The organism is Asticcacaulis excentricus, assembly GCF_003966695.1.
Taxonomy (GTDB): Bacteria; Pseudomonadota; Alphaproteobacteria; order Caulobacterales; family Caulobacteraceae; genus Asticcacaulis; species Asticcacaulis excentricus_A.
The window spans coordinates 248,096-267,613 of sequence record NZ_AP018829.1 but is presented as its reverse complement, the minus strand read 5'-3'; the positions used below and the strand labels follow the sequence as shown (position 1 = coordinate 267,613).

Genomic DNA, 19,518 nt, shown 5'->3' with positions numbered 1-19,518 from the left:
CCCCTTCGATCTGTTTAGCTTTCGGACACCTCAAGGAACAGCCGCACCAGCTCGCTATTAATGTAATAGTTGTTCTTGCCGGAACGGTGCTTTTCGACAAAACCCTGCTCGGCCAACGTATCGAGATAACGCGCCGCCGTCTGACGGGTCACTCCCAGATCATTCTGGACGTATTCAATGCGGGTGTAAGGGTGGCGGAACAGATTGTTCAGCAGGTCCTGACTGTAGAGTTTGGGTAAGTCCTCGCGCATCCGATGCTTTACACGGGCCATCTGTTCCCGGATGCCTTCAACCAGTCGTATCGTGGTGGCCGAGGTTTCCGCCACGGCCTCCAGCATGAAAACAACCCAGTCTTCCCACGCGCTCTCATCACGCACGGCTTGCAGCAGGCGGTAATAGTCCGCTTTGTGACGGGTTATATGGCGGGACAGGTACAGGATCGGAATGTCCAGCAAACCTGTCCGCGTCAGATACAACACATTGAGAATTCGGCCAATTCGCCCGTTCCCGTCCGGAAAAGGATGGATGCTTTCAAACTGGTGATGGATCAGTGCCATCTTGATCAAAGGGTCAAGCGCCGACAATTCATCATCATTAATGAAGCGTTCCAGCCCGGCCATGTGGCCCAGAATGGCTTGCCCGTCCTGCGGCGGGACGAACACGGTTTCGCCCGTCATCTCGTTTTTCAGCGCCGTCCCCGGCACAACCCGAAAGCCGTCATTGCGCCCCTTGAGCAATCGGAACATCTCGATGAGAGCCGCATTGGGTATCAATCCGTCTGTTTGACGTAGCCGGTCGTATCCTAACCGCAAGGCATCCCGATAGAGCGCCACCTCCTTGGCGGCAGGCGATTGCGGGTCATCCGGGAACAGGTCCGTTTGAAACAACTCGTCCTGCGTCGTAACGATATTCTCGATTTCCGAAGACGCCTTGGCCTCCTGCAAGGCAAGTGTGTCAATCAATATACCTTGATTGGGTATGGTGCGGGCCTGACCTTTCAGATCGGCCAAGGCACGGCTGGCCCGCGTCAGCGCCTTGTAAACGCGCACGGTCTCCAGTTCGACCGGCGGGGGAAGATCGGGAATGGCATAGGTCGGGACCAACATGGCAAGCGTTTTAACATGAAACCCAGAACATGTTATGAAAATCTCATTTTTCTAACATGAGAGGTTCAATATGTTCGGAAAGTCGCTTTTCGCGAACATGAAAAAGAAGGCAGGGGTCACGACCCCTGCGCCCCGAAACGCGGTGCGAACTGGTCTTCGGGCGAAGCCCCCTGCCCTATCCGCTTCCGCACTTGGCCAGCCGTTCGCGCTCCCGGTTAGGGGGTGAAGGGGCCTGCGGCCCCTTCAATGGTCTTCTAAAAAAATGCCAAAAATAACAAATCCACGTAAAAGGCCCTCAGAGGCCCGCACAGCGGATTTTTTGGTTTTGGCCACAAGGCCTCAAAAAGGTGTTCGAAGGCCGCTCACGCGCCACCTGAGCGCCTCACAACTGCCGAGGTGTCTATAAATGCTCGGCACATCACTAAGACTCTGATTTTGAATCAGAAATTCAGCGTTTGAGCGGCCCGATGGGCACGGGTTCACCGAAATCGGGGGTCCCATCCTTACGCCACTTCACATATTGCAATCGGGAGTGGCGGTTAGGATCAAAAAGCGAGTTGCCCTTGATCTCCTTGTAGTCACGGGCGTGATAGACGATGACGTCACGACCGCGTTCATCGACGGTGAAGCCATTGTGCCCCGGCCCCCAGATGTTGTTCTTTTCCGAGCTGGCGAAGACCGGCACCGGCGACTTGCTCCACGAAGCCGGGTCCATCAGGTCGGCATCGGCCTTGGCCGTCAGAAGGCCAAGACAGTAGTTGTGATCGGTCGCCGAGGCGGAGTAGGTCACGAAGACGCGGCCATTGCGGATCAGCACGGCCGGCCCTTCGGCGACCTTGTACTTCACCGTCTCCCAGTCATAGGTCGGAATGGTCAGGCGCACGGGCGTCTTTGCAAAGGTCGTCGCCGTGGCCAGAGGCGCTAGGTAAAGGTTGGAATTGGTGTCGATGCCGGGCTCCTTCTGCGCCCATATCATGTAGGTCACGCCACGATGCGCGAACAGACTGGCGTCGAGATTGAAGGTGTCCCAGGGCATCTGCACTTGCACAGGCGCGTTCCACTTGGCGGTCAGCGGATTGGATTCCGCCGTCGAGATGACATAGGTGCGCACGCGGAAGGGTTCGCCCTTGTCCCCTGCTCCGAAATAGAGGCGCCATTGGCCATCATAATGATGCAGCTCCGGCGCCCAGATATAGCCGCCCATCCTGCCCTCGGTCGGACGCCGCCACACCACCACCTCTTCGGCTGCCGACAGTCCGCCCAGCGTTTTCGCCCGGCGGATGACCAGACGATCGTACTCTGGCACCGTGGCCATGAAATAGTAATAGCCGTCGCTGTGTCGGAGGACTTGCGGATCGGCGCGCTGCTTGATGATCGGGTTGATGATCGGTGTAGTTTTGGCCTGCGCTATGACAGGTGCACTCAGGCCTGCAGCGGCTGCAGACCCGATAAACAGACGGCGCGATAAAGAGGTCGGCTTTGGCATTTCGGCATCCCATTGTGATTATGTCTTACAATTACCCTATCGCCCTCTCCGGCCCTTGTCAAAATGCCCTTTTCAACCCTTTTCCCTATCTAAACCTCTGAAGGCGTTAGAGGCGTTCAAGAGTCTTAAGTTACAGAGTTAAACGCCCCCAAAGACCTGAAATTCGCAATGGAGTCATCAGACTAGGCCTCCACAGCGTTCCCGTTGTGTCGCGTCTGCGTTCCCGAAGTGTCAAAGTCTGCGTTCCCGAAGTGTCAGGGGATTGTTCCTGATGTGCCGAAGGCCGTTCCCGATGTGTCGAAACTCCGGTGCAGGGTCGTGGTTTTTGAATCAATTTGGCTCACCCCTTCGCAAAACTCGTTCAAACCGATTCCCTTCCTGTCAACTGAGTCGCTGTTTGTAACGGTTTGTCGTCAAACGCCGCAGAGTGATTCGTCACTTCGGGAACGCTTTGGTGAGGGAATGGAAAAGAAGAGGATGAAAGACGCAGGGGCCGCAGGCCCCTGCACCCCGATACTGTCCATTTTTAATGATCTTCGGGCGAAGCCCCTCCCCCACCACGCCACACAATAATCGCTAGTCGTTCGTGGCCCGCTGTGGGGTGCAGGGGCCTGCGGCCCCTGCGTCTTCTCTTCACCAAATCTAAGCCCGCAACTGATGACGGTTCTTTTCGTGATAGCGCTTCACGAAGCCGATGAAGGCGCTCTGATAGCGGTCGGGGGCGCGGTCCGCACTTTCAGCCAGCCAGGCGCGGAAGTCGGCGTGCAGGGCGTGGAAGTCCCAGCCGCGATAGTGTTTGCGCAGGTGGTCGAGCGTGTCCTCGGTGATATAGCCGCGCGGTTCGTCATTGGCGCTGACGGGTTTGGGTTTGGCCGCCGGTTTGATCCCTTCGATGGGTGCGGGACTGACATCGCGGCGGACCATGTGCAGCAGCGGTTCACGCGAGGTGGCGGCTTCGGTCAGGCTGAGGTCGTAGCCGGGCAGGTCGTTGCGGCGCACGATGGCGGCGATTTCGAACTTGAAGCGGCGGTACTGACCTTCGGCGCCAGACTTTTCGAACAGGGTCGGCAGGGCGATGGCGAAACCGCCCTCACCTGCCCCGCCGGCATGTTTGCGCGCGACCTTGTACAGCCAGCGTTCACGCCCGCCGGTAATGTCGAAATAGGCGCGGTCGATGGACAGCACGCCCCCATTCATCAGCACGCCCTCATAGAACCAGCTTGAGAGCGAGAGACTGAGTCCGCGCGACCGATCGGTCTTTTCATCGACCAACTGGCTCCAGTTGTCGAGCCAGGAGAAGGTGGCCTCACGGCGCAGGTCCGAGCGGATATTGGTTTTGACTGTCGTCGATTGCAACCGGTCCAGCGCCTGCCCCAAAAGCTCATAGGAGCGGCCCGAAATCGGGCGACCGATGGAGCGGAGCAGGTCATAGGGCATGATTTTCAGCGTGCGCGGGATGTCATTGACACGGCGCTGTTTGAGGTCGTTCAGCACGCTGGCGCAATAGATCAGAATGTCGGCGTCCCAGATGGTCGCCATGCCATAGTCGGGATTGGCCGAGACGTGCACCCACACCTTGCCATCGGGCGAGGTGTAGTCGATGGGCTTAAGGCGTTTCGATTTGGCCAGACTGAAGAAAGGCCGCTCCATCATTTCGCGCTGATCGCGCAGGCTCAGATCGGCCAGATAAGGCAGGAAGAGATCAATCTGTTCGGACTTGTCTTCGGCCATGATCCTGTCAGCCATGTCTGCATTTTTGATGAGGAAAGATAGGTGAGACTCCGGGGCTTTCTTAGTGCGCTACCGCTTCGCTGCTTGAGCGCAAGGCCCCGGACCCCGGAAAGTTTCTTTGAGGAAACTTTTTCATACGCCGATTCTCTCCAGTCGTTATGGGGTGTGGGGCTCTTTAGTGCGCTACCGCTTCGCTGCTTGAGCGCCAAGCCCCACAATCTGAAGTGCAACCCTCAAGAAAAGGACTTGGGGCCACAGGCCCCAAACCCCAAAACCAGAAAGTTTCCTCGAAGAAACTTTTTACCTCAGCCCCTTGCCCTGCTTGTCCAGCGCCTCAAGGGCCTTACGAAACAGCTCGGTCAGCTCACGCGCCGAGGCGCCAGACCCGGCGTGCAGGCGCAGCGACACGCCGTTGCGGTTGGACGACATGACGCTGAGCGCCGGGCGGCCGGAGGGGGCGGGGAGGGTGAGCAGGCTGCGGTCTTCGGAGGGCGCCGGCGCATCGACGCTCATCAATAAACGCACCACCTCGGCGGCAGGAACGGTGGGGCCACCCCGCACGCTGGCCTGCAACTTGCCCAGTTCCTCGGCGGCGTACTTCATCAGCGGCAGAAGCTCGGTGTCATTGGCGGCTTCCAGCGACTGGATGCGTTGCGCCAGCGGGTAGCAGGTGGCGAGCTGGATATCAGCGGGGCTGGCGAAGGCCGCGACGGCCCAGTCGGGCAGGGCACCGACGCTGAGCATTTTCGACAGCCAGCCCTTCGACAGACGCAGGCGTTCGGCCATACGCACCTGCTTGCCGCCATAGTGCTGATCGAGCGCGGTCAGATAGGTGCGGGCGCGCTCGAAATCCGAGACGTCCTTGCGTGCCCGGTTTTCGATGTCAGAGATGCGGAAGGCGGACTCGTCGTCCAGCGCATAGACCTGCGCCAGGAACATCATGTCCGGATAGTTGTTGGCGCGCAGCCACGAAATGGCCCAGTGGCGACGCGAGCCCGCAATGACTTCGTAATCGTGCGCGGGGTCGTTATCGACGCGGCGGACGATGGCGGGCACCTTTTGGCCGCCTTCGGCGAGAATGGCGTCGATCAGCTCGCGGCAATTGGCCTCGGTGAGCGACTCCTGATGGCGCGGATTGCCGGTCCAGATGCGCACGCGCGCCGGGTCGAGCAGCAGTTGCGTCACCTGCTTCACCTCGCCATTGGCGACGCGGGCGAGGGCGGATTCGCGCGCCAGAAGCGTGGTGGCTGAGCGGACGCTCGCCGGGGCAGGGGCTGTTGGAACAACCGGAGCCGGACGGGTGGGGGCCACCGGTGCGGGCGTGCTTTCAGACAGGGCGTCGTTGAGCAGGGCGGACAGATAGTCGGACTGACGTTTGGACATAAGACCTCCTTACAAGGCAGCGGCCAGTGCCGCGCCCTTCTCATTATCCACCCGTCCCCAACGTAGGCGGATAAGTTTTTCTATCTGACCCATCGCTTCGTCGATATTGCTGCGGCAGCGTTTGTGCGTTTTCGGTGTCCCCACAGGCTTTTCCAGCTCATAGACGGTCATCATGCGTAGCGCCGCATGACTGATCTCAGCGGACTCTAATATGGGGATAGGTAGCAGGGCCGGACCGAAAGATTGCTCCATGATGCGCTGGATCATGGCGTGGCTGGGGTCGTTGGAATTGAACTTGGAACAGATCAGGCGGCAGAAGTCGTATTCGACCTGAATGCCGGCCTCCTGAAGCTGGGTGATGACCTGCGACATCATCGACAGGAACTGTACGGTCGAGCAGAAGTCTGGTGTCGTCGCGGCCAGCGGCACCAGAAGGGCATTGGCCGCCTGCATGACGGCCAGCGAAATGGTGCCGAGCGCCGGGGGCGGGTCGAGCAGCACCACATCATAGTCCTGCGCCAGCTCGTTCAGCCCCTGTTTCAGCTTGCGAAAGCGCGAAGCCAGCGTGCCGCCGCCGCCGGAACCGGCCGCCGCCAGCTCGTATTCGACATCGAACATCTGGAGATTGGAGGGGATCAGATCGACATTGGGCCAGATGGTCGATTTGACCGCGTAATGCAGGCTGTCCTCGGTCGGCTCGATCGACAGATAGGGGTAGAGCGTCTCTTCGCGGCGGATGGCAAAGTGCGGATTGAAGCCGAACAGGGTGGTGGTGGTCGCCTGACTGTCGCAATCGACGACCAGCACGCGATAGCCCTGAACGGCCAGATAGTGGGCCAGGTGCGTGGTGACGGTCGATTTGCCGACACCGCCCTTGAAATTCTGCACCGTGATGATGGCGGGCGGGTCTTCGGGTGAGCGCCGAGGCGATGCCCCCAGCACCTGACGCATGTTGAGGAGAGCCGGGATGTCATAGCCGAGACGTCGCCCCGTATCGCTTTCGGGCGGCGGGGGCAGGCGGCCATCCTGCTCCGCCATGCGGATGCGGTTGGTGGAACAGCCCAGCAATTCCGCCGCTTCGGCAATGCCCAGACGCACATTCAGCGCCTTGGTCGCCCCGGGCAGAAAGGCGGTGCGGCGCAACCGCTCGACCATCTGCTCACCGGCCTGCGCCAGTTGCGTGATTCGCTCCGCTTCGGCGAGGTGAGAATGAAACCCCTCATTATTCCAATGATTTGCGTTCATTTTGACATCTCCGAAAGCCGATGAATGAAATATCGAGAGAATGTACCCGTAAAGCTTCAATCGCGCCAAGCGGTAAATATTTTGTTAACCCTGCCGCGCTCTTACCCGTGTGCGTAAAGGCCATCTTCAAAAGGGAATCTCAGCCCTAATCAATTTTTGAAAAAGTTAGCCTCTTTAACCCTTCCGCAAGGTTTCAACCTCAAGTTCAAATACCAATGATATGCGCATGGTTGCCGCCCTGTTAACCACTGGCTGCCGCCATAACGCAACAGGTGTGTCCCGGACGGCCAATGAATGCCGTCGACAGTGCAGGAGAGGCGTATGAAACTGTCGGATATCAAGATCGGCACCAAGATTCTGGCCATTATCGGTGCCTTTGGCATCTCAGCCATCGGCATGACGTTGTGGCAAAACGCCAATATGGCCAGCGCGGGGAGGGCTTATCAGACCTTCATTAAATCGAACGACGCCGCCCTGCTCTCCGGGGCGCGCATGAACCAGAACGTCTATGCCATTCAGGGTGCCATCACGGGTTTGGGATTTCAGACCTGCCCCAGCCAGACCTGCGACTTTTATGTAGAGCAGATCAAACTGGCGGATGAGCGCTTTAACCAGCGCTACGAGGGACTGATCAAACTGGCTCCGCAGTACAAGGCCGATTTTGAACCGCTGAAACAACGGTTTGATGCCATATCCAATACTATCCGCACCCGTCAGGTCGACCTTGGGCTCAAGAACGACAGTGCAACGCTGGCGGTGGAACTGGTGGAGCAGGAAAAGACGGTGTCTGCCCTGATCACCGACATCCGCAACGCCATCGACGCCAAGCAGAAGTCCAATGAGGCCGAGTTGGAAGCGCTGAGTGCCAAAACCCACGCTCAGGCGACAATGGGCCTTGTCCTTTCCATCGGGGTCGTCGTCCTGATTACCGCCCTGGCCTCGTTCATTGCCTTTGGTGACATTGTGCGCTCGCTGCGCCGCATCACTGACCAGATGTCGCAGGTATCGAAGGGCGCGCTCGATCTCAGGATCGAAGGTCAGACGCGCGGCGACGAAATCGGGGCCATGGCTCAGACGCTGGAGGTCTTCCGTCAGGGGCTGTTTGAGGCGGAGGCGCTGCGCAAGGACGCCGAAGCCTTGAAGGTCCGCAACGAAGAAGACCGCCGCCGCGCCATGCTGAAACTGGCCGATGATTTCGAAGCCTCGGTCGGTCAGATCGTCGCCATGGTGTCGTCGGCCGCCACCGAAATGCAGGCCTCGGCGGCGCAACTGAGTGCCACGGCTCAGGAAACGGCGGCGCAGTCGGTGGCGGTATCTTCCGCCGCCGAGGAGGCGGGCACCAATGTGACCTCCGTGGCTTCGGCGGCCGAAGAAATGGGCGCATCGGTCAGCGAAATCGGTCGCCAAGTGGCCTCATCGGCCCAGACCTCGCGGGCGGCGGTGGCGCAGGCCGACTCGGCGGCCGAAGTGGTCAACGAACTGAGCGAAGTGGCGGCCTCGATCAACGGTATTGTCGATCTGATCGCGGGCCTGGCCGGACAAACCAATCTGCTGGCGCTCAATGCCACCATCGAGTCGGCGCGCGCCGGCGAGGCCGGCAAGGGCTTTGCCGTGGTCGCTTCCGAGGTCAAGGCGCTGGCGGGTCAGACCGCCAAGGCCACAACCGACATCTCCGCCCGTATCGGACAGATTCAGGAGGCCACGTCCAAGGCGGCGACCGCCTTCCGCACCATCACCTCGACCATCCAGAATATCGACACCACCAACGCCATGATCTCCGCCGCCGTTGAGCAGCAATCCGCCGCCACGCAGGAGATCATTCAGGCGGTCAATCAGGCCTCTCTGGGCACGCAGGAGGTGACGCTGAACATCACCGGTGTGGCCCAGGCCTCGGGTCAGACGGGCGATGCCGCGGCGCAGGTGCTGAGTTCTTCGGGGGAACTGGCGCAACAGGCCGAGCGCCTGCGTCGCGAAATGGATCAGTTCCTGAGCACGGTACGCGCGGCGTAACCCCCTCTACAGGCTTCAGTCGCGTTGCGTGAGTAGGGCGTGATTGCAGAGAGACGGCGTGGCAGGCCCCCACAGGCTGCGCCGTCTCTTTCTGTTTTTGGGTGGGCTTGTGTTCCCGGCCAATACGACTAACCTCCATTCATTATTTCAGATTTGAGGTTATCCGTGGCCGATTCTATTCAAAATCGACTGGATATGGCGCAAAACCTGTCGTGGGACGATCTGCGACTGGTGCTGGCCATCCATCGCGAAGGCACGCTGTCGGCGGCGGGTAAGTCGCTGAACCTTAGCCAGCCGACCATGGGGCGGCGTCTGGAGGCGGCGGAGACGGCCTTTGGCGAGCGCCTGTTTCAGCGGACAACGCGCGGTCTGGTGGCGACGGGACTGGGGCTGGCGGTCGCCGAGCACGCCCGCGCCATGGAGGACGAGGTGCTGGCCCTGTCGCGGCGTCTGACGGGTGCGCAACAGGCCCTGTCGGGCGTGATCCGCGTGTCGTCTTCCGAGTGGTTTTTCAATCACGTTCTGATGCCGGTGTTTGAGGGCTTCATGGCCGCCCACCCCCAGGTGGTGATCGAGGCCGTGGTGGATACACGCGCGCTGGATCTCGACCGCCGGGAGGCCGATCTGGTGTTTCGCTTTGGTGGCTTTGACGAGGGCAATGCCGTGCAGCGCAAGCTGACGCGCATCGATTATGGCCTTTATGCCTCGGCCAGCTATCTCAATCGGCATGGGTTGCCGGAAGCGGGTGAGGGGGAAAATCATCAGTTGATTTTGATGGACGAAGCGCTGGGTCATCTCAGCGATGTTGTGTGGTTACAACGGCTTTTGCCGCAGGCACGACCGGTCTTTCGCTCCAATAGCCGCGATCTTCACGCCATGGCCGCCGCCGCCGGGCGCGGTCTGGCGGTGCTGCCCACATTGATGGCGCGCCCTTTGGGACTGGTACCGGTCGATCTGGGCGAAGAGGTCCCCGGTCGCGAGGTGTTTGTGGGCTATCATGCCGATCTCAAACCCATGGCACGCCTGCGCGCCCTGATCGATCATGTGACCCAGAGCGTGCCCTCGCATATTTAAATCATTCAATTATGAATGAAAATTATGCAGAATTGGCCATTCTACATTTCTATGAATGGATTAGATAACGGTCATCATCCTTTTGCCTATAAGGAGGCTGTGATGAAGGCCATAGGCTATAATGAAACCGGACCCACCACCGTGTTGCGTGATCTGGACCTGCCCAAACCCGTTGCCGGGCCGCGCGATCTGATCGTTCGGGTCGAAGCGGTGTCGGTCAACCCCGCCGACACCAAGTTGAGGCGCTTCGCCGCCCCGTCGGACGATCAGCCGCGCGTGCTGGGATTCGATGCGGCGGGGGTCGTAGAGTCGGTGGGTTCGGAAGTGACCCTGTTCCGCCCCGGCGATGCGGTCTTTTACGCCGGCGATATCACGCGGTCGGGCACGAATGCCCAGTTTCACGCTGTCGATGACCGTCTTGTCGGCCCCAAACCGCAGACCCTGAGCTTTGCCGAAGCGGCCGCCTTGCCGCTGACCGCCATCACGGCCTGGGAGATTTTGTTTGAGCGTTTGAAGGTGTCACGCGATGCCTCGGCGGCCCCGCAAACCCTGCTGATCATCGGCGGGGCAGGCGGCGTTGGATCAATATTGATTCAATTGGCCCGACGCCTGACAAATCTGACCGTGATCGCTACCGCGTCGCGCCCTGAAACGGCCCAATGGGTTGAAAATATGGGGGCTAACGCCGTTATCAATCATGGACTCTCGTTGGCCGACGAACTGCGGCGCATAGGACTCACCGAGGTCGATTGTATCGCCAGCCTGACCGCCCGCGACCGGCATTACGAGTCCCTCAAAACCCTCATCAAACCGCAAGGCCGCATTGTGCTGATCGACGATCCGGAGCACTTCGATATCGTGCCGTTCAAGCGCAAAAGCGTGACGCTGAGCTGGGAATTTATGTTCACGCGCGCCGCTTTTCAGACGCTGGACATGATCGAACAGCACCGGCTGCTGGCCGCCGTGTCGGCTCTGGTCGATCGCGGTGAGATTCGCACCACAATGACGCAGGACGCCGGGCCGATCACGGCGGCCAACCTGATCCGCGTACACGAACAGATAGAGGCGGGGTCCAGCATCGGCAAAACCGTCCTGAGCGGTTTTCCCGATTGATTTCAGGGCAGGGGAGGGGGACAAGAGGGACTCCCGCCAAGGAGTCCTCATGTCCCGTCCCCGCATTCTGCTGACCCGTTCATGGCCCGATGGGGCTTTCGCCTATCTGAAAGACCGTTATGAGGTGGCGGTCAATGAGACGGGCGTGCCGTTGACGCAGGCGCAACTGATCGCGGCTATGGACGATTACGACGCCCTGTGCCCGACCGTGACGGATAAACTCACCAAAGAGATTTTGCGGCCTGGCACGCGGGTGCGCATGATCGCCAATTTCGGCGCGGGGTTTGAACATATCGATCTTGAAGCGGCGAAGGCGGCGGGAATCCGCGTCTCCAATACGCCCGATGTCCTGACCGAAGCGACGGCCGAGATTGCTCTGTTGCTGATGCTGATGACCAGCCGACGGGCGTCAGAGGCCGAACGCGGTTTGCGCGACGGGCGCTGGAACGGCTGGAAGCCGACGCAGTTTCTGGGGCAGGGCTTAAAGGGCAAGACGCTGGGCCTTGTCGGCTTTGGGCGGATCGGTCAGGCGACGGCCTGTAAGGCGCAAACGGCGCTGGGGATGCAGATTGCCTATCACAGCCGCCACCGTGTCGCGCCGGAGATCGAGGCGCGGCTTGGGGCGCGTTATGTGGACTCGCTCGAGACTCTGGCCGCCGAAGCCGATGTGCTGTCGTTGCATACGCCGGGCGGTGAGGCGACGCGGCATCTGGTCAATGCGCGATTGCTGGGCCTGATGAAGCCGTTGGCCATTCTGATCAATACGGCGCGCGGTTCGGTCGTGCATGAGGCCGATCTGGCGAAGGCGTTGAAGGCCGGGACGATCTGGGGCGCCGGGCTCGATGTCTATGAGCGCGAACCGCAGGTGCATCCGGACCTGCTGGCGCTCGATAATGTCGTCCTCTTGCCGCATCTGGGCTCGGCGACGCGCGAAACCCGCGACGAGATGGGCCTGCGGGCTGCCTATAATCTCGATCGCTTCTTTGCCGGGGAGCCGCTGATTGACCCCCTTGCCTGATCTCCCGGCGGCCCGTCTGGTCGTAGACGCTATCGACGGCTGGCGCAGGGAAGGGGCGCGGTTGATCGGCCTGTGCGGGGCGCAGGGCTGTGGAAAATCAACCATTGCCGAAGCCGTGCACCAAGACTTTGCCGAGCGGGGCCTGCGCGTCGCCGTCCTGTCGCTGGATGACCTGTATTTGCCGCCAGAGCGCCGGCCCGTTTCGGTCCATCCTCTGTTTGCCACGCGCGGTGTGCCGGGCACGCACGATGTCGGTCTGGGGTTGTCCGTGCTTGAGGCGCTGAAAGCCGGAGAGGGGGCCGCCTTGCCACGCTTTGACAAGGCGACGGATCACCCGGTGCCGCGTCACGACTGGCCGCATATCACCGCACCGGACCTGATCCTGTTCGAAGGCTGGTGCGTCGGGGCGCGCCCACAGCGGGAGAGCGCCTTACACACGCCGGTCAATACGCTGGAGCGCGATGAAGACCCGGACGGGGTGTGGCGGGCCTATGTGAATCAACAGTTGGGCGGAGCCTATGCCGATCTTTTTGCGCGGATAGACCGGCTGATCCTGCTGGCCGCGCCCGGTTTCGACGTGGTGCAGGGCTGGCGCTCCCAGCAGGAAGACGCCCTGCGCCACAGATTACAGGCCGAAGGCCGCGACACTTCCGGCCTGATGGACGCGGCGGCGCTGAGGCGCTTTATCGCTCACTATGAACGCCTGACGCGGCATATCCTAGAGGATATGCCGCGCCATGCAAGTCTGACGATCTGTCTGGACTTAAGTCGCCGAGTCGATCATTTTTGAATGAACGCGAGCATGTCGGCGTTCAGCAGGTCGGCATTGATGGTCAGCATACCGTGCGACAGGCCCGGATAGATTTTCAGCATGCCGTTCTTTACCAGCTTGATGGCTTCAAGCGCCAAGGCCTTGACCGGGACAATCTGGTCGTCGTCGCCGTGCAGGATCAGCACGGGCACGTCGATGGCCTTCAGGTCTTCGCTAAACAAAAGCGCCGATCTGCAGACAGGGACCGGCGTTTGTTTTGTACACACTGGCTCAGACTTAGGCTGCAATAACCGTCTGCTTTTGGGTGCCGAGGCCTTCGATGCCCAACTCCATCACGTCACCGACCTCCAGATAGACCGGCGGCTTTTGGCCCAGACCGACGCCCGGCGGCGTACCGGTCGAAATGACATCGCCCGGATGCAGGCTCATGAACTGAGACACATAAGAGACGATAAAGGCCGGCTTGAAGATCATGGTGGCGGTCGAACCGTCCTGATAGGTCTTGCCGTTGACGCTCAGCCACATTTTGAGATTGGTCGGGTCGGCGACTTCGTCGCGCGTCACCAACCACGGGCCGATGGGGCCGAAGGTGTCGCAGCCCTTGCCCTTGTCCCAGGTGCCGCCGCGTTCCAACTGAAACGCACGCTCAGAGACGTCATTGATGGTGCAGTAGCCGGCGATGCAGGCTTCGGCCTCGGCTTCGGTCGCGTAAGAAGCCGTCTTGCCGATCACGATGCCAAGTTCGACTTCCCAGTCGAGCTTGGTCGAACCGCGCGGTTTTTTCACCTCATCATTGGGGCCGATAATGCACGAGGTTGTCTTGGAAAACAGGACCGGCTCTTCAGGGATGGGCAGGTTCGATTCGGCGGCGTGGTCGGCATAGTTGAGGCCGATGCACAGGAATTTCCCCACACCCGCTACGCAAGGCCCATAGCGCACGCCTTCGGGGGCCAGCGGCAGGGTGGCCGGGTCGATGGCTTTTAGCTTGGCCAACGCCTCATCCGACAAGGTAGCACCGGTGATGTCGGCGACAACGCCGCTCAGGTCGCGGATACGGCCTTCGCCATCGAGCAGGCCGGGCTTTTCCTGACCGGGCTGACCAAAACGCAGCAGTTTCATGGGGTTTCCTTATGTAGAGCGATGTGCGGAAAAGTGTGAGCGGTTCTCCGAAAAAACATCGCGACAAAACAAAAATGTAGAGCGAAATGGCGTTCCACCTAACGTCATTTCGCTCTAGATAGGGGTAACGGGTCAGGGATAGCGGCTTTGTGCGCGACGGCAAAGAGAGGAAATGCCTTCGCCAGCAGAATCTGTTTCTTATATAAAACCGTCTTGAGACCCCTGCCGCTTATGGGAATCATTTTGAGTTTACAGTAGAAGTCCTCGACGAAGTAACGCCACTTGTAGATTTCTTTGTCGATATCCAAAGGCTTTGAACGCCGTGGATGTTGGGAGATGACGATCTTCGCTCCCCGTTCATTGAGAGTATCGAAGATCGAGTTGCTGTTAGAAGCGCTATGAAAATCTAAAGCAAAATGATCTGTGCGCCTTGCAAACTCGGTGTTCACCCCTAAGATCGAGTTGAAAAAATCGCAAAAAGCAGATCGTCGTTATGATCTTAGGGGAGTCCGCATTGAATCGTCGTGAGGTTATGCTTGCTTCTGGAGCGCTGCTCGTAAGCTCCGGGCCGGTTTGCGCGGCAGACAGCCGTACCTACAGTTGGTCGACGGTTCCGTTCGGTGGCGGAGGCTACGTGGATGGCTTTTTATATCACCCAAAGGTCCCGGACATCCTCTATGCCCGTACAGACATAGGCGGAATGTACCGCTTTGAGTTTGCCGATAAGAGCTGGATTCCGCTACTTGACCATCTGGGGCGCGAAGACGCCGACCTCATGGGCGTTCTGAGCATGGCTCTTGACCCCTCTAATCCGGACAAGGTGTATGCTGCCTGTGGGCTATACTTGGCGGAGTGGGCACGCAAGGGGGCTATTATGGCCTCATCAGACCGCGGGCGCACCTGGCGAAAGACCGAGTTGCCCATCCGTGTCGGCGGGAACGCAGACGGAAGAGGTACGGGGGATCGGCTGGTCGTTGACCCAAAAAACAGCGATGTGTTGTGGTACGGATCAAACCAGGACGGACTTTGGCAGAGCAAGGATGCGGCCGCGTCCTTTGCCAAGGTTGCCGGACCAGGTTCGCACCTGAGCCTTGTTCTGATTGACCCTTCGTCAGGCGCTCTCTATGTGGGTGCCGGGGATGCCCAGTCAGGCCTTTATGTCAGCCCTGACGATGGCGCCACGTGGCAACGTGTAGAGGCGACACCGAACCAGGTGCCTCAGCACGCCGTCTTTGCTGCCGATGGGACGCTCTACGTCACCTTCGCGCGGGCAGACACTCCCTCTCAAATGATCAACCCCAGCTTTGCGACAGGGGGAAGCGTCTGGAGACGCGATAGTAAGAGCGGTAAGTGGCGGGACGTGTCTCCGATCAAGCCGGAAGGTGGTGCCCGTTTTGGCTTCTCTGGCGTAGATGTCGGGCCTGGCGGCCGGGTCGCGGTTTCCACCTTGAACCGGTGGTGGCCAGGTGACGACATATTCGTGTCTGATGATGAAGGGCAATCCTGGGTCGCGCTGGGCGAAAGATCAAAACATGACGCCACGCCTTACCCTTGGCTTTCAAACTATTTGAGAGGCGAGGACAAGATGGGGCACTGGATTAGCGATCTTAAGATCAATCCATTCAAGCCCGACGAACTCATCTACGGGACGGGATATGGCCTTTGGATGAGCGAGAATCTCACAAAACTGGGTCAAGAACCTGTTCGCTTTGCCTTTAATGTCAAAAACCTCGAAGAGACCGCAACAATCCAGATGACGTCTCCGACGGGGGGTGCCACGCTTCTGGTGGCGATGGGCGATGTCGGAGGGGCCGCCTGGGACGACCTGACCAAAACCCCTAAGAACGGATTGTTCTTGCCCGCAAGCGAGACGAACTGGTCGGTGGATTACGCAGGGCTTGCCCCAGATGTTGTTGTGAGAACGACCAATGGCGGACACTTTGCGATGCTCTCGGAAGAGGGTGGCGCGAGTTGGTCAGCACTCCCGACTACCCCCTACAGACGGCCAGCCGAGGGGCAAGGCTGGAAAGGCCCCGGCATAATCGCCATCTCAGCCAAGGCGACCTCCCTGCTGTGGGTTCCTGAGCGCGAGGGGGCGTATGTCTCGTTCGACAGGGGGCAGAGCTGGAAAGAGAGCGAGGGCTGGCCTTCAGGTCGGGACCAGGCGCTCGTACCCATTTCGGATAAGGTGGCTGACGGGGTCTATTATGTCTTTGACCGGTTTAGCGGAAGCATTCTGATCAGCGTTGACGGAGGGGCCACATTTAAACCCATTATTCGGGGCTTGCCAAAAATTGAGAGCTGGCAAAGTGCCCAGCTTGCTGTGGTGCCTACGCGTATGCGCGATCTCTGGGTCGCCTTACCAGATGGCCTTTTGCATTCACGCGATGCCGGTAGTTCGATGGCGTCCGTCAAAGGCGTTGAAGCGGCCTGGTGTATTGGGTTTGGTGCGCCTAAGTCCCAAGGTGGTTATCCGGCTACCTATTTGTGGGGCAAGGTGAAGGGCCGCGAAGGTCTGTGGCGATCAGATGACGAGGGCCTTAATTGGACGCGAATCAATGACGATACCCATCAATTCGGCGCGTTCCGAGCTATAGCGGGTGACCCGCTGGAATGGGGCACGATTTATGTGGCGCCCCATGGCAGAGGCGTCTTGGTGGGTAAGCCCCCTGCCTGAGTAATCCCCGTACCACTAAACTGAAGCACAATTGGCTGATTATATTTATGTAATTCATAGGGTTGGCTTGGTTCCATTCCCGGAACGGTCCCGTTTTTGTGAAAAATTTCAGGGGTCTTTGTTTTGGGTTTCAAAGAATTGTTACACTTGGATTTGTTGTCATTTTCAGAGAGTTAGAGCGATGTGCGGAAAAGTGTGAGCGGTTTTCCGCAAAAACATCGCGACAATACAAAAACTTAGAGCGAAATGACGATTCCACTCAAAATCATTTCGCTCTAATGAAAATTCTTCGTTGCGGCTCCAGACCCGACGTATAATCCCGTTGCGTCCCGCTTTATGAAGCTACCGTTTCAAAAACGCTTCACAGGAACGGCAATGCCCTTTAGATTACGAAGATGTTTGTCGGTGGCCGGAGATGCCTGAGTTGGCGCGAGTAAAAGCAGTGGAAAATATGGCTTTGGTGGCCGATGTCGAAGACATGGCCGAAGCGGGCGCCGAAAAGGAAAAGGGCATCGCCGGGGCCCTGACCCTGATGCGCGGTCTGGATGTGCTGGGCCGTGTGGCCAAGGGTGACAACACCCTGCCGAAAATCTCGCGCTCTCTGGGACTCAACAAATCGACCGTACACCGTCTGGCCTCGACGCTCGTCGATTACGGCTTCCTGTCGTTTACGCAGCGCGAAGGCTACGCGCTGGGGACGCGGTTGCTGGAGCTGGGGCACGCAGCCTCGCAGCAAATCACTCTGACGCGCGTGTCGCACGATCATCTGGTCAGGCTGGCGGCCGATACGGGCGATACGGTCAATCTGGGCGTTCTCGACGGCAATCAGGTGCACTATATCGATAAAATCCCCGGCACCCGCCGCATCGAGGTGCGCTGCGTGATCGGAGAGCGGCAATATCTGCGCCCGACGGGCCTGGGTAAGGCCCTGCTGCTCGATGCCGATGAGGACAAGCTGCGCGAGGTCTATAACCGTGAGGCGCGCGAATTCCCCAACTACCGCTACGACCTCAAGGGCTGGCTCGACATCATGAAGACCTACCGCGAAGGTGGGTATGCGCTCGATATGGACGAAAACGAAGACCGCATCCGCTGCGTCTCGGCGCCTATCCGCGACCTGTCGGGCAAGATCGTCGCCGCTGTCTCCATCTCCAGTGCCGCGCAATATATGGACGATGCGCGTCTTGAGACCTTGAAGGGCTACGTCAAGGAAGTGACCCTGACCATTAGCCGAGAGCTGGGCTATAAGGGGTAGGGGCTCAGGGTAGCGACGGCCACCGTACAGGCCTACCTGAAACCCCAGTGCTAGCCTTTCGGGCTCATAACCGGAACCAACTGACCTCGATCCGAATCCGCTAGCACCGGTTTTGGTGTTGGGTAATGGAGCTATGAGTGCCATGAAAGCGCAGATCGCAGCCCTCTTTACGGCTCTGGCTCCGGTATCCGTAGTGCCTTATGAGGTGAAGCCGGACCTGTTCAACGCCTCGGAGGCCAATCTCGGACTGCGTAAGGCAGAGGGTACGCAAACGGTCACCGTATTTCGACCGCAACGTCCAGAAGACGGCGGATTTAACAACGGTGCGGTTCCGGTTGTTTTTAAGGGGCGCTTGTTCGTTCAGTGGCAATCGTCGCAACGTGATGAGGACAGCGCGGATACCCATGTCCTTTACAGCGTCTCAGACGACGGTGTGCACTGGCAGCCGCCGCAGCTTCTGGCGGGATCGGGCGAGGGGGGCGAGATGCGCTCGTCCGGTGGGTGGTGGACCGATGGCAATGTGCTGATCGCCTACATCAACGTCTGGCCTGAGGGGTTTCAGTCCGGCAAGGGGGGGTATACCACGTATCAGCGCAGTACGGATGGGGTGACCTGGGATGCGCCGCAACGTCTGATGAACCTTAAGGGTGAACCGGTTGAGGGTATCATCGAACAGGACCCGCATAGCCTGCCGGACGGGCGTATTCTGACGGCGTTTCACCTGAGGCCCGGCCTGCTTGTCTCGCCCTACTATACAGATGATCCATTGGGTATCAGCGGGTGGGTCAGGGGGCGAATGCGCAATCTGCCCAGCGACGATGCGAATGTTAGCCGCGAACTGGAACCCAGCTTGTTCCTGCGCGGTAACTGCGCCGTCATGGTGTTTCGTGATCAGATGTCCAGTTTCCGGCAACTGGCCTCGGAAAGCTGTAACCGTGGTCAGGACTGGACGCCCCCGGTCGTCACCACCATGCCGGACTCGCGATCCAAGCAAAGCGCAGGCAATCTCCCTAATGGAACGGCGTTTGTTATCAACAACCCCTCCGGAGATAAACTGCGATTGCCGCTGGCGATTACGCTGAGTCCTGATGGGCGCACCTTCGACAGGTCGTTTCTCCTGCGTGGTGCCGATGAGCTGACACCGTTGCAGTTTGAAGGACGCTATAAGCGTATTGGCTATCATTATCCCAAGAGCGTCGTCTGGAATGAGTATCTTTATGTGGTCTATAGCACGCATAAAGAGACGATAGATGTAACGCGGGTACCTCTCGATAGCCTTAAGTAGAGTGACGCACGCGTCAGGCCCTAGAGCGCATTTCGTTCATTCTGAATCGAAAATGTCGCTCTAAATTTTTGTTTTGTCGCGTTTTTTCACGCTCAACCGGTATCCACTTGAGTGAAAAACGCTCTAATGGCCCTGTCATAAGTCATCCATCAGCTACGGCTTTGCATTCTGCAATTTCACTTTGCATTCAGGCCTATTTGCCGTATCAATTGAGTGACGGGCGCAAAGCCGAACACAGATAGGG

The 19,518-nt window shown here is 59.1% G+C and carries 14 protein-coding genes and 1 pseudogene; 8 read left to right on the top strand and 7 right to left on the bottom strand.

Translation table 11 applies throughout. The features are described 5' to 3' along the window. Positions 1-14 precede the first annotated feature (14 nt). The 5 genes from EM6_RS17140 to EM6_RS17120 all read right to left on the bottom strand — a co-directional run bounded on the left by EM6_RS17140 (position 15) and on the right by EM6_RS17120 (position 6,951). The gene (locus tag EM6_RS17140) at positions 15-1,106 is read right to left on the bottom strand and encodes a Fic family protein (RefSeq protein ID WP_126424357.1); all 1,092 of its coding nucleotides are present in this window, start codon (positions 1,104-1,106) and stop codon (positions 15-17) included. A gap of 448 nt (positions 1,107-1,554) precedes the next feature. Beyond that, entirely contained in the window at positions 1,555-2,592 is a 1,038-nt protein-coding gene (locus EM6_RS17135; RefSeq protein WP_126424356.1) for a family 43 glycosylhydrolase, read from the bottom strand. A gap of 642 nt (positions 2,593-3,234) precedes the next feature. After that, the gene (locus EM6_RS17130) at positions 3,235-4,338 is read right to left on the bottom strand and encodes a replication initiator protein A (RefSeq protein ID WP_126424355.1); all 1,104 of its coding nucleotides are present in this window, start codon (positions 4,336-4,338) and stop codon (positions 3,235-3,237) included. A 285-nt stretch (positions 4,339-4,623) separates the two neighbouring features. Then, positions 4,624-5,706 (bottom strand): ParB/RepB/Spo0J family partition protein, encoded by a 1,083-nt coding sequence (locus EM6_RS17125; protein ID WP_126424354.1) that lies wholly within the window; start codon positions 5,704-5,706, stop codon positions 4,624-4,626. 9 nt (positions 5,707-5,715) lie between these two features. Then, the gene (locus tag EM6_RS17120; protein WP_013481011.1) at positions 5,716-6,951 is read right to left on the bottom strand and encodes an AAA family ATPase; all 1,236 of its coding nucleotides are present in this window, start codon (positions 6,949-6,951) and stop codon (positions 5,716-5,718) included. A gap of 321 nt (positions 6,952-7,272) precedes the next feature. Here EM6_RS17120 and EM6_RS17115 point away from each other — a divergent pair, with 321 nt between their 5' ends. The 5 genes from EM6_RS17115 (at position 7,273) to EM6_RS17095 (ending at position 12,956) form a co-directional block, all read left to right on the top strand. Continuing rightward, positions 7,273-8,961 carry a methyl-accepting chemotaxis protein gene (locus EM6_RS17115; RefSeq protein ID WP_126424353.1) on the top strand — a complete coding sequence of 563 codons (1,689 nt, stop codon included), beginning with the start codon at positions 7,273-7,275 and terminating at the stop codon, positions 8,959-8,961. A gap of 207 nt (positions 8,962-9,168) precedes the next feature. After that, a complete protein-coding gene (locus EM6_RS17110; protein WP_126424387.1) occupies positions 9,169-10,035 on the top strand; it encodes a LysR family transcriptional regulator in 867 nt (288 codons plus the stop codon). A 102-nt stretch (positions 10,036-10,137) separates the two neighbouring features. Beyond that, complete coding sequence (locus EM6_RS17105; protein ID WP_126424352.1) at positions 10,138-11,148, top strand: zinc-binding alcohol dehydrogenase family protein; 1,011 nt, start codon at positions 10,138-10,140, stop codon at positions 11,146-11,148. Positions 11,149-11,197: 49 nt separating this feature from the next. Continuing rightward, a complete protein-coding gene (locus EM6_RS17100) occupies positions 11,198-12,166 on the top strand; it encodes a 2-hydroxyacid dehydrogenase (protein WP_126424351.1) in 969 nt (322 codons plus the stop codon). Continuing rightward, positions 12,150-12,956 carry a kinase gene (locus tag EM6_RS17095; protein ID WP_126424350.1) on the top strand — a complete coding sequence of 269 codons (807 nt, stop codon included), beginning with the start codon at positions 12,150-12,152 and terminating at the stop codon, positions 12,954-12,956. Before EM6_RS17100 ends, EM6_RS17095 begins: the two co-directional genes overlap by 17 nt. On the opposite strand, the pseudogene EM6_RS17090 reads toward EM6_RS17095, so the two are convergent. Together EM6_RS17090 and EM6_RS17085 are read right to left on the bottom strand one after the other, a co-directional pair. Next, positions 12,947-13,153 (bottom strand): annotated as a pseudogene (locus EM6_RS17090) (alpha/beta hydrolase); the annotation flags it as partial. The gene EM6_RS17095 and the pseudogene EM6_RS17090 overlap by 10 nt on opposite strands. Before the next feature lie 61 nt (positions 13,154-13,214). Further along, positions 13,215-14,057, bottom strand: coding sequence for a fumarylacetoacetate hydrolase family protein (locus EM6_RS17085; RefSeq protein WP_126424349.1), 843 nt, complete (start codon positions 14,055-14,057; stop codon positions 13,215-13,217). Between the two features lie 514 nt (positions 14,058-14,571). Here EM6_RS17085 and EM6_RS17080 point away from each other — a divergent pair. The 3 genes from EM6_RS17080 to EM6_RS17070 all read left to right on the top strand — a co-directional run bounded on the left by EM6_RS17080 (position 14,572) and on the right by EM6_RS17070 (position 19,274). Further along, positions 14,572-16,734, top strand: coding sequence for a sialidase family protein (locus EM6_RS17080; RefSeq protein ID WP_232037203.1), 2,163 nt, complete (start codon positions 14,572-14,574; stop codon positions 16,732-16,734). A gap of 451 nt (positions 16,735-17,185) precedes the next feature. Beyond that, complete coding sequence (locus EM6_RS17075) at positions 17,186-17,989, top strand: IclR family transcriptional regulator (RefSeq protein ID WP_232037202.1); 804 nt, start codon at positions 17,186-17,188, stop codon at positions 17,987-17,989. A 142-nt stretch (positions 17,990-18,131) separates the two neighbouring features. Next, entirely contained in the window at positions 18,132-19,274 is a 1,143-nt protein-coding gene (locus EM6_RS17070) for a sialidase family protein (RefSeq protein ID WP_126424386.1), read from the top strand. Positions 19,275-19,518: the final 244 nt, after the last annotated feature.

Excerpts from the sequence above, each read along its gene's own strand:
- EM6_RS17140 (WP_126424357.1), bottom strand. The coding sequence starts at position 1,106 with ATGTTGGTCCCGACCTATGCCATTCCCGATCTTCCCCCGCCGGTCGAA.
- EM6_RS17135 (WP_126424356.1), bottom strand. The coding sequence starts at position 2,592 with ATGCCAAAGCCGACCTCTTTATCGCGCCGTCTGTTTATCGGGTCTGCA.
- EM6_RS17130 (WP_126424355.1), bottom strand. The coding sequence starts at position 4,338 with ATGGCTGACAGGATCATGGCCGAAGACAAGTCCGAACAGATTGATCTC.
- EM6_RS17125 (WP_126424354.1), bottom strand. The coding sequence starts at position 5,706 with ATGTCCAAACGTCAGTCCGACTATCTGTCCGCCCTGCTCAACGACGCC.
- EM6_RS17120 (WP_013481011.1), bottom strand. The coding sequence starts at position 6,951 with ATGAACGCAAATCATTGGAATAATGAGGGGTTTCATTCTCACCTCGCC.
- EM6_RS17115 (WP_126424353.1), top strand. The coding sequence starts at position 7,273 with ATGAAACTGTCGGATATCAAGATCGGCACCAAGATTCTGGCCATTATC.
- EM6_RS17105 (WP_126424352.1), top strand. The coding sequence starts at position 10,138 with ATGAAGGCCATAGGCTATAATGAAACCGGACCCACCACCGTGTTGCGT.
- EM6_RS17100 (WP_126424351.1), top strand. The coding sequence starts at position 11,198 with ATGTCCCGTCCCCGCATTCTGCTGACCCGTTCATGGCCCGATGGGGCT.
- EM6_RS17085 (WP_126424349.1), bottom strand. The coding sequence starts at position 14,057 with ATGAAACTGCTGCGTTTTGGTCAGCCCGGTCAGGAAAAGCCCGGCCTG.
- EM6_RS17075 (WP_232037202.1), top strand. The coding sequence starts at position 17,186 with ATGGCTTTGGTGGCCGATGTCGAAGACATGGCCGAAGCGGGCGCCGAA.
- EM6_RS17070 (WP_126424386.1), top strand. The coding sequence starts at position 18,132 with ATGAAAGCGCAGATCGCAGCCCTCTTTACGGCTCTGGCTCCGGTATCC.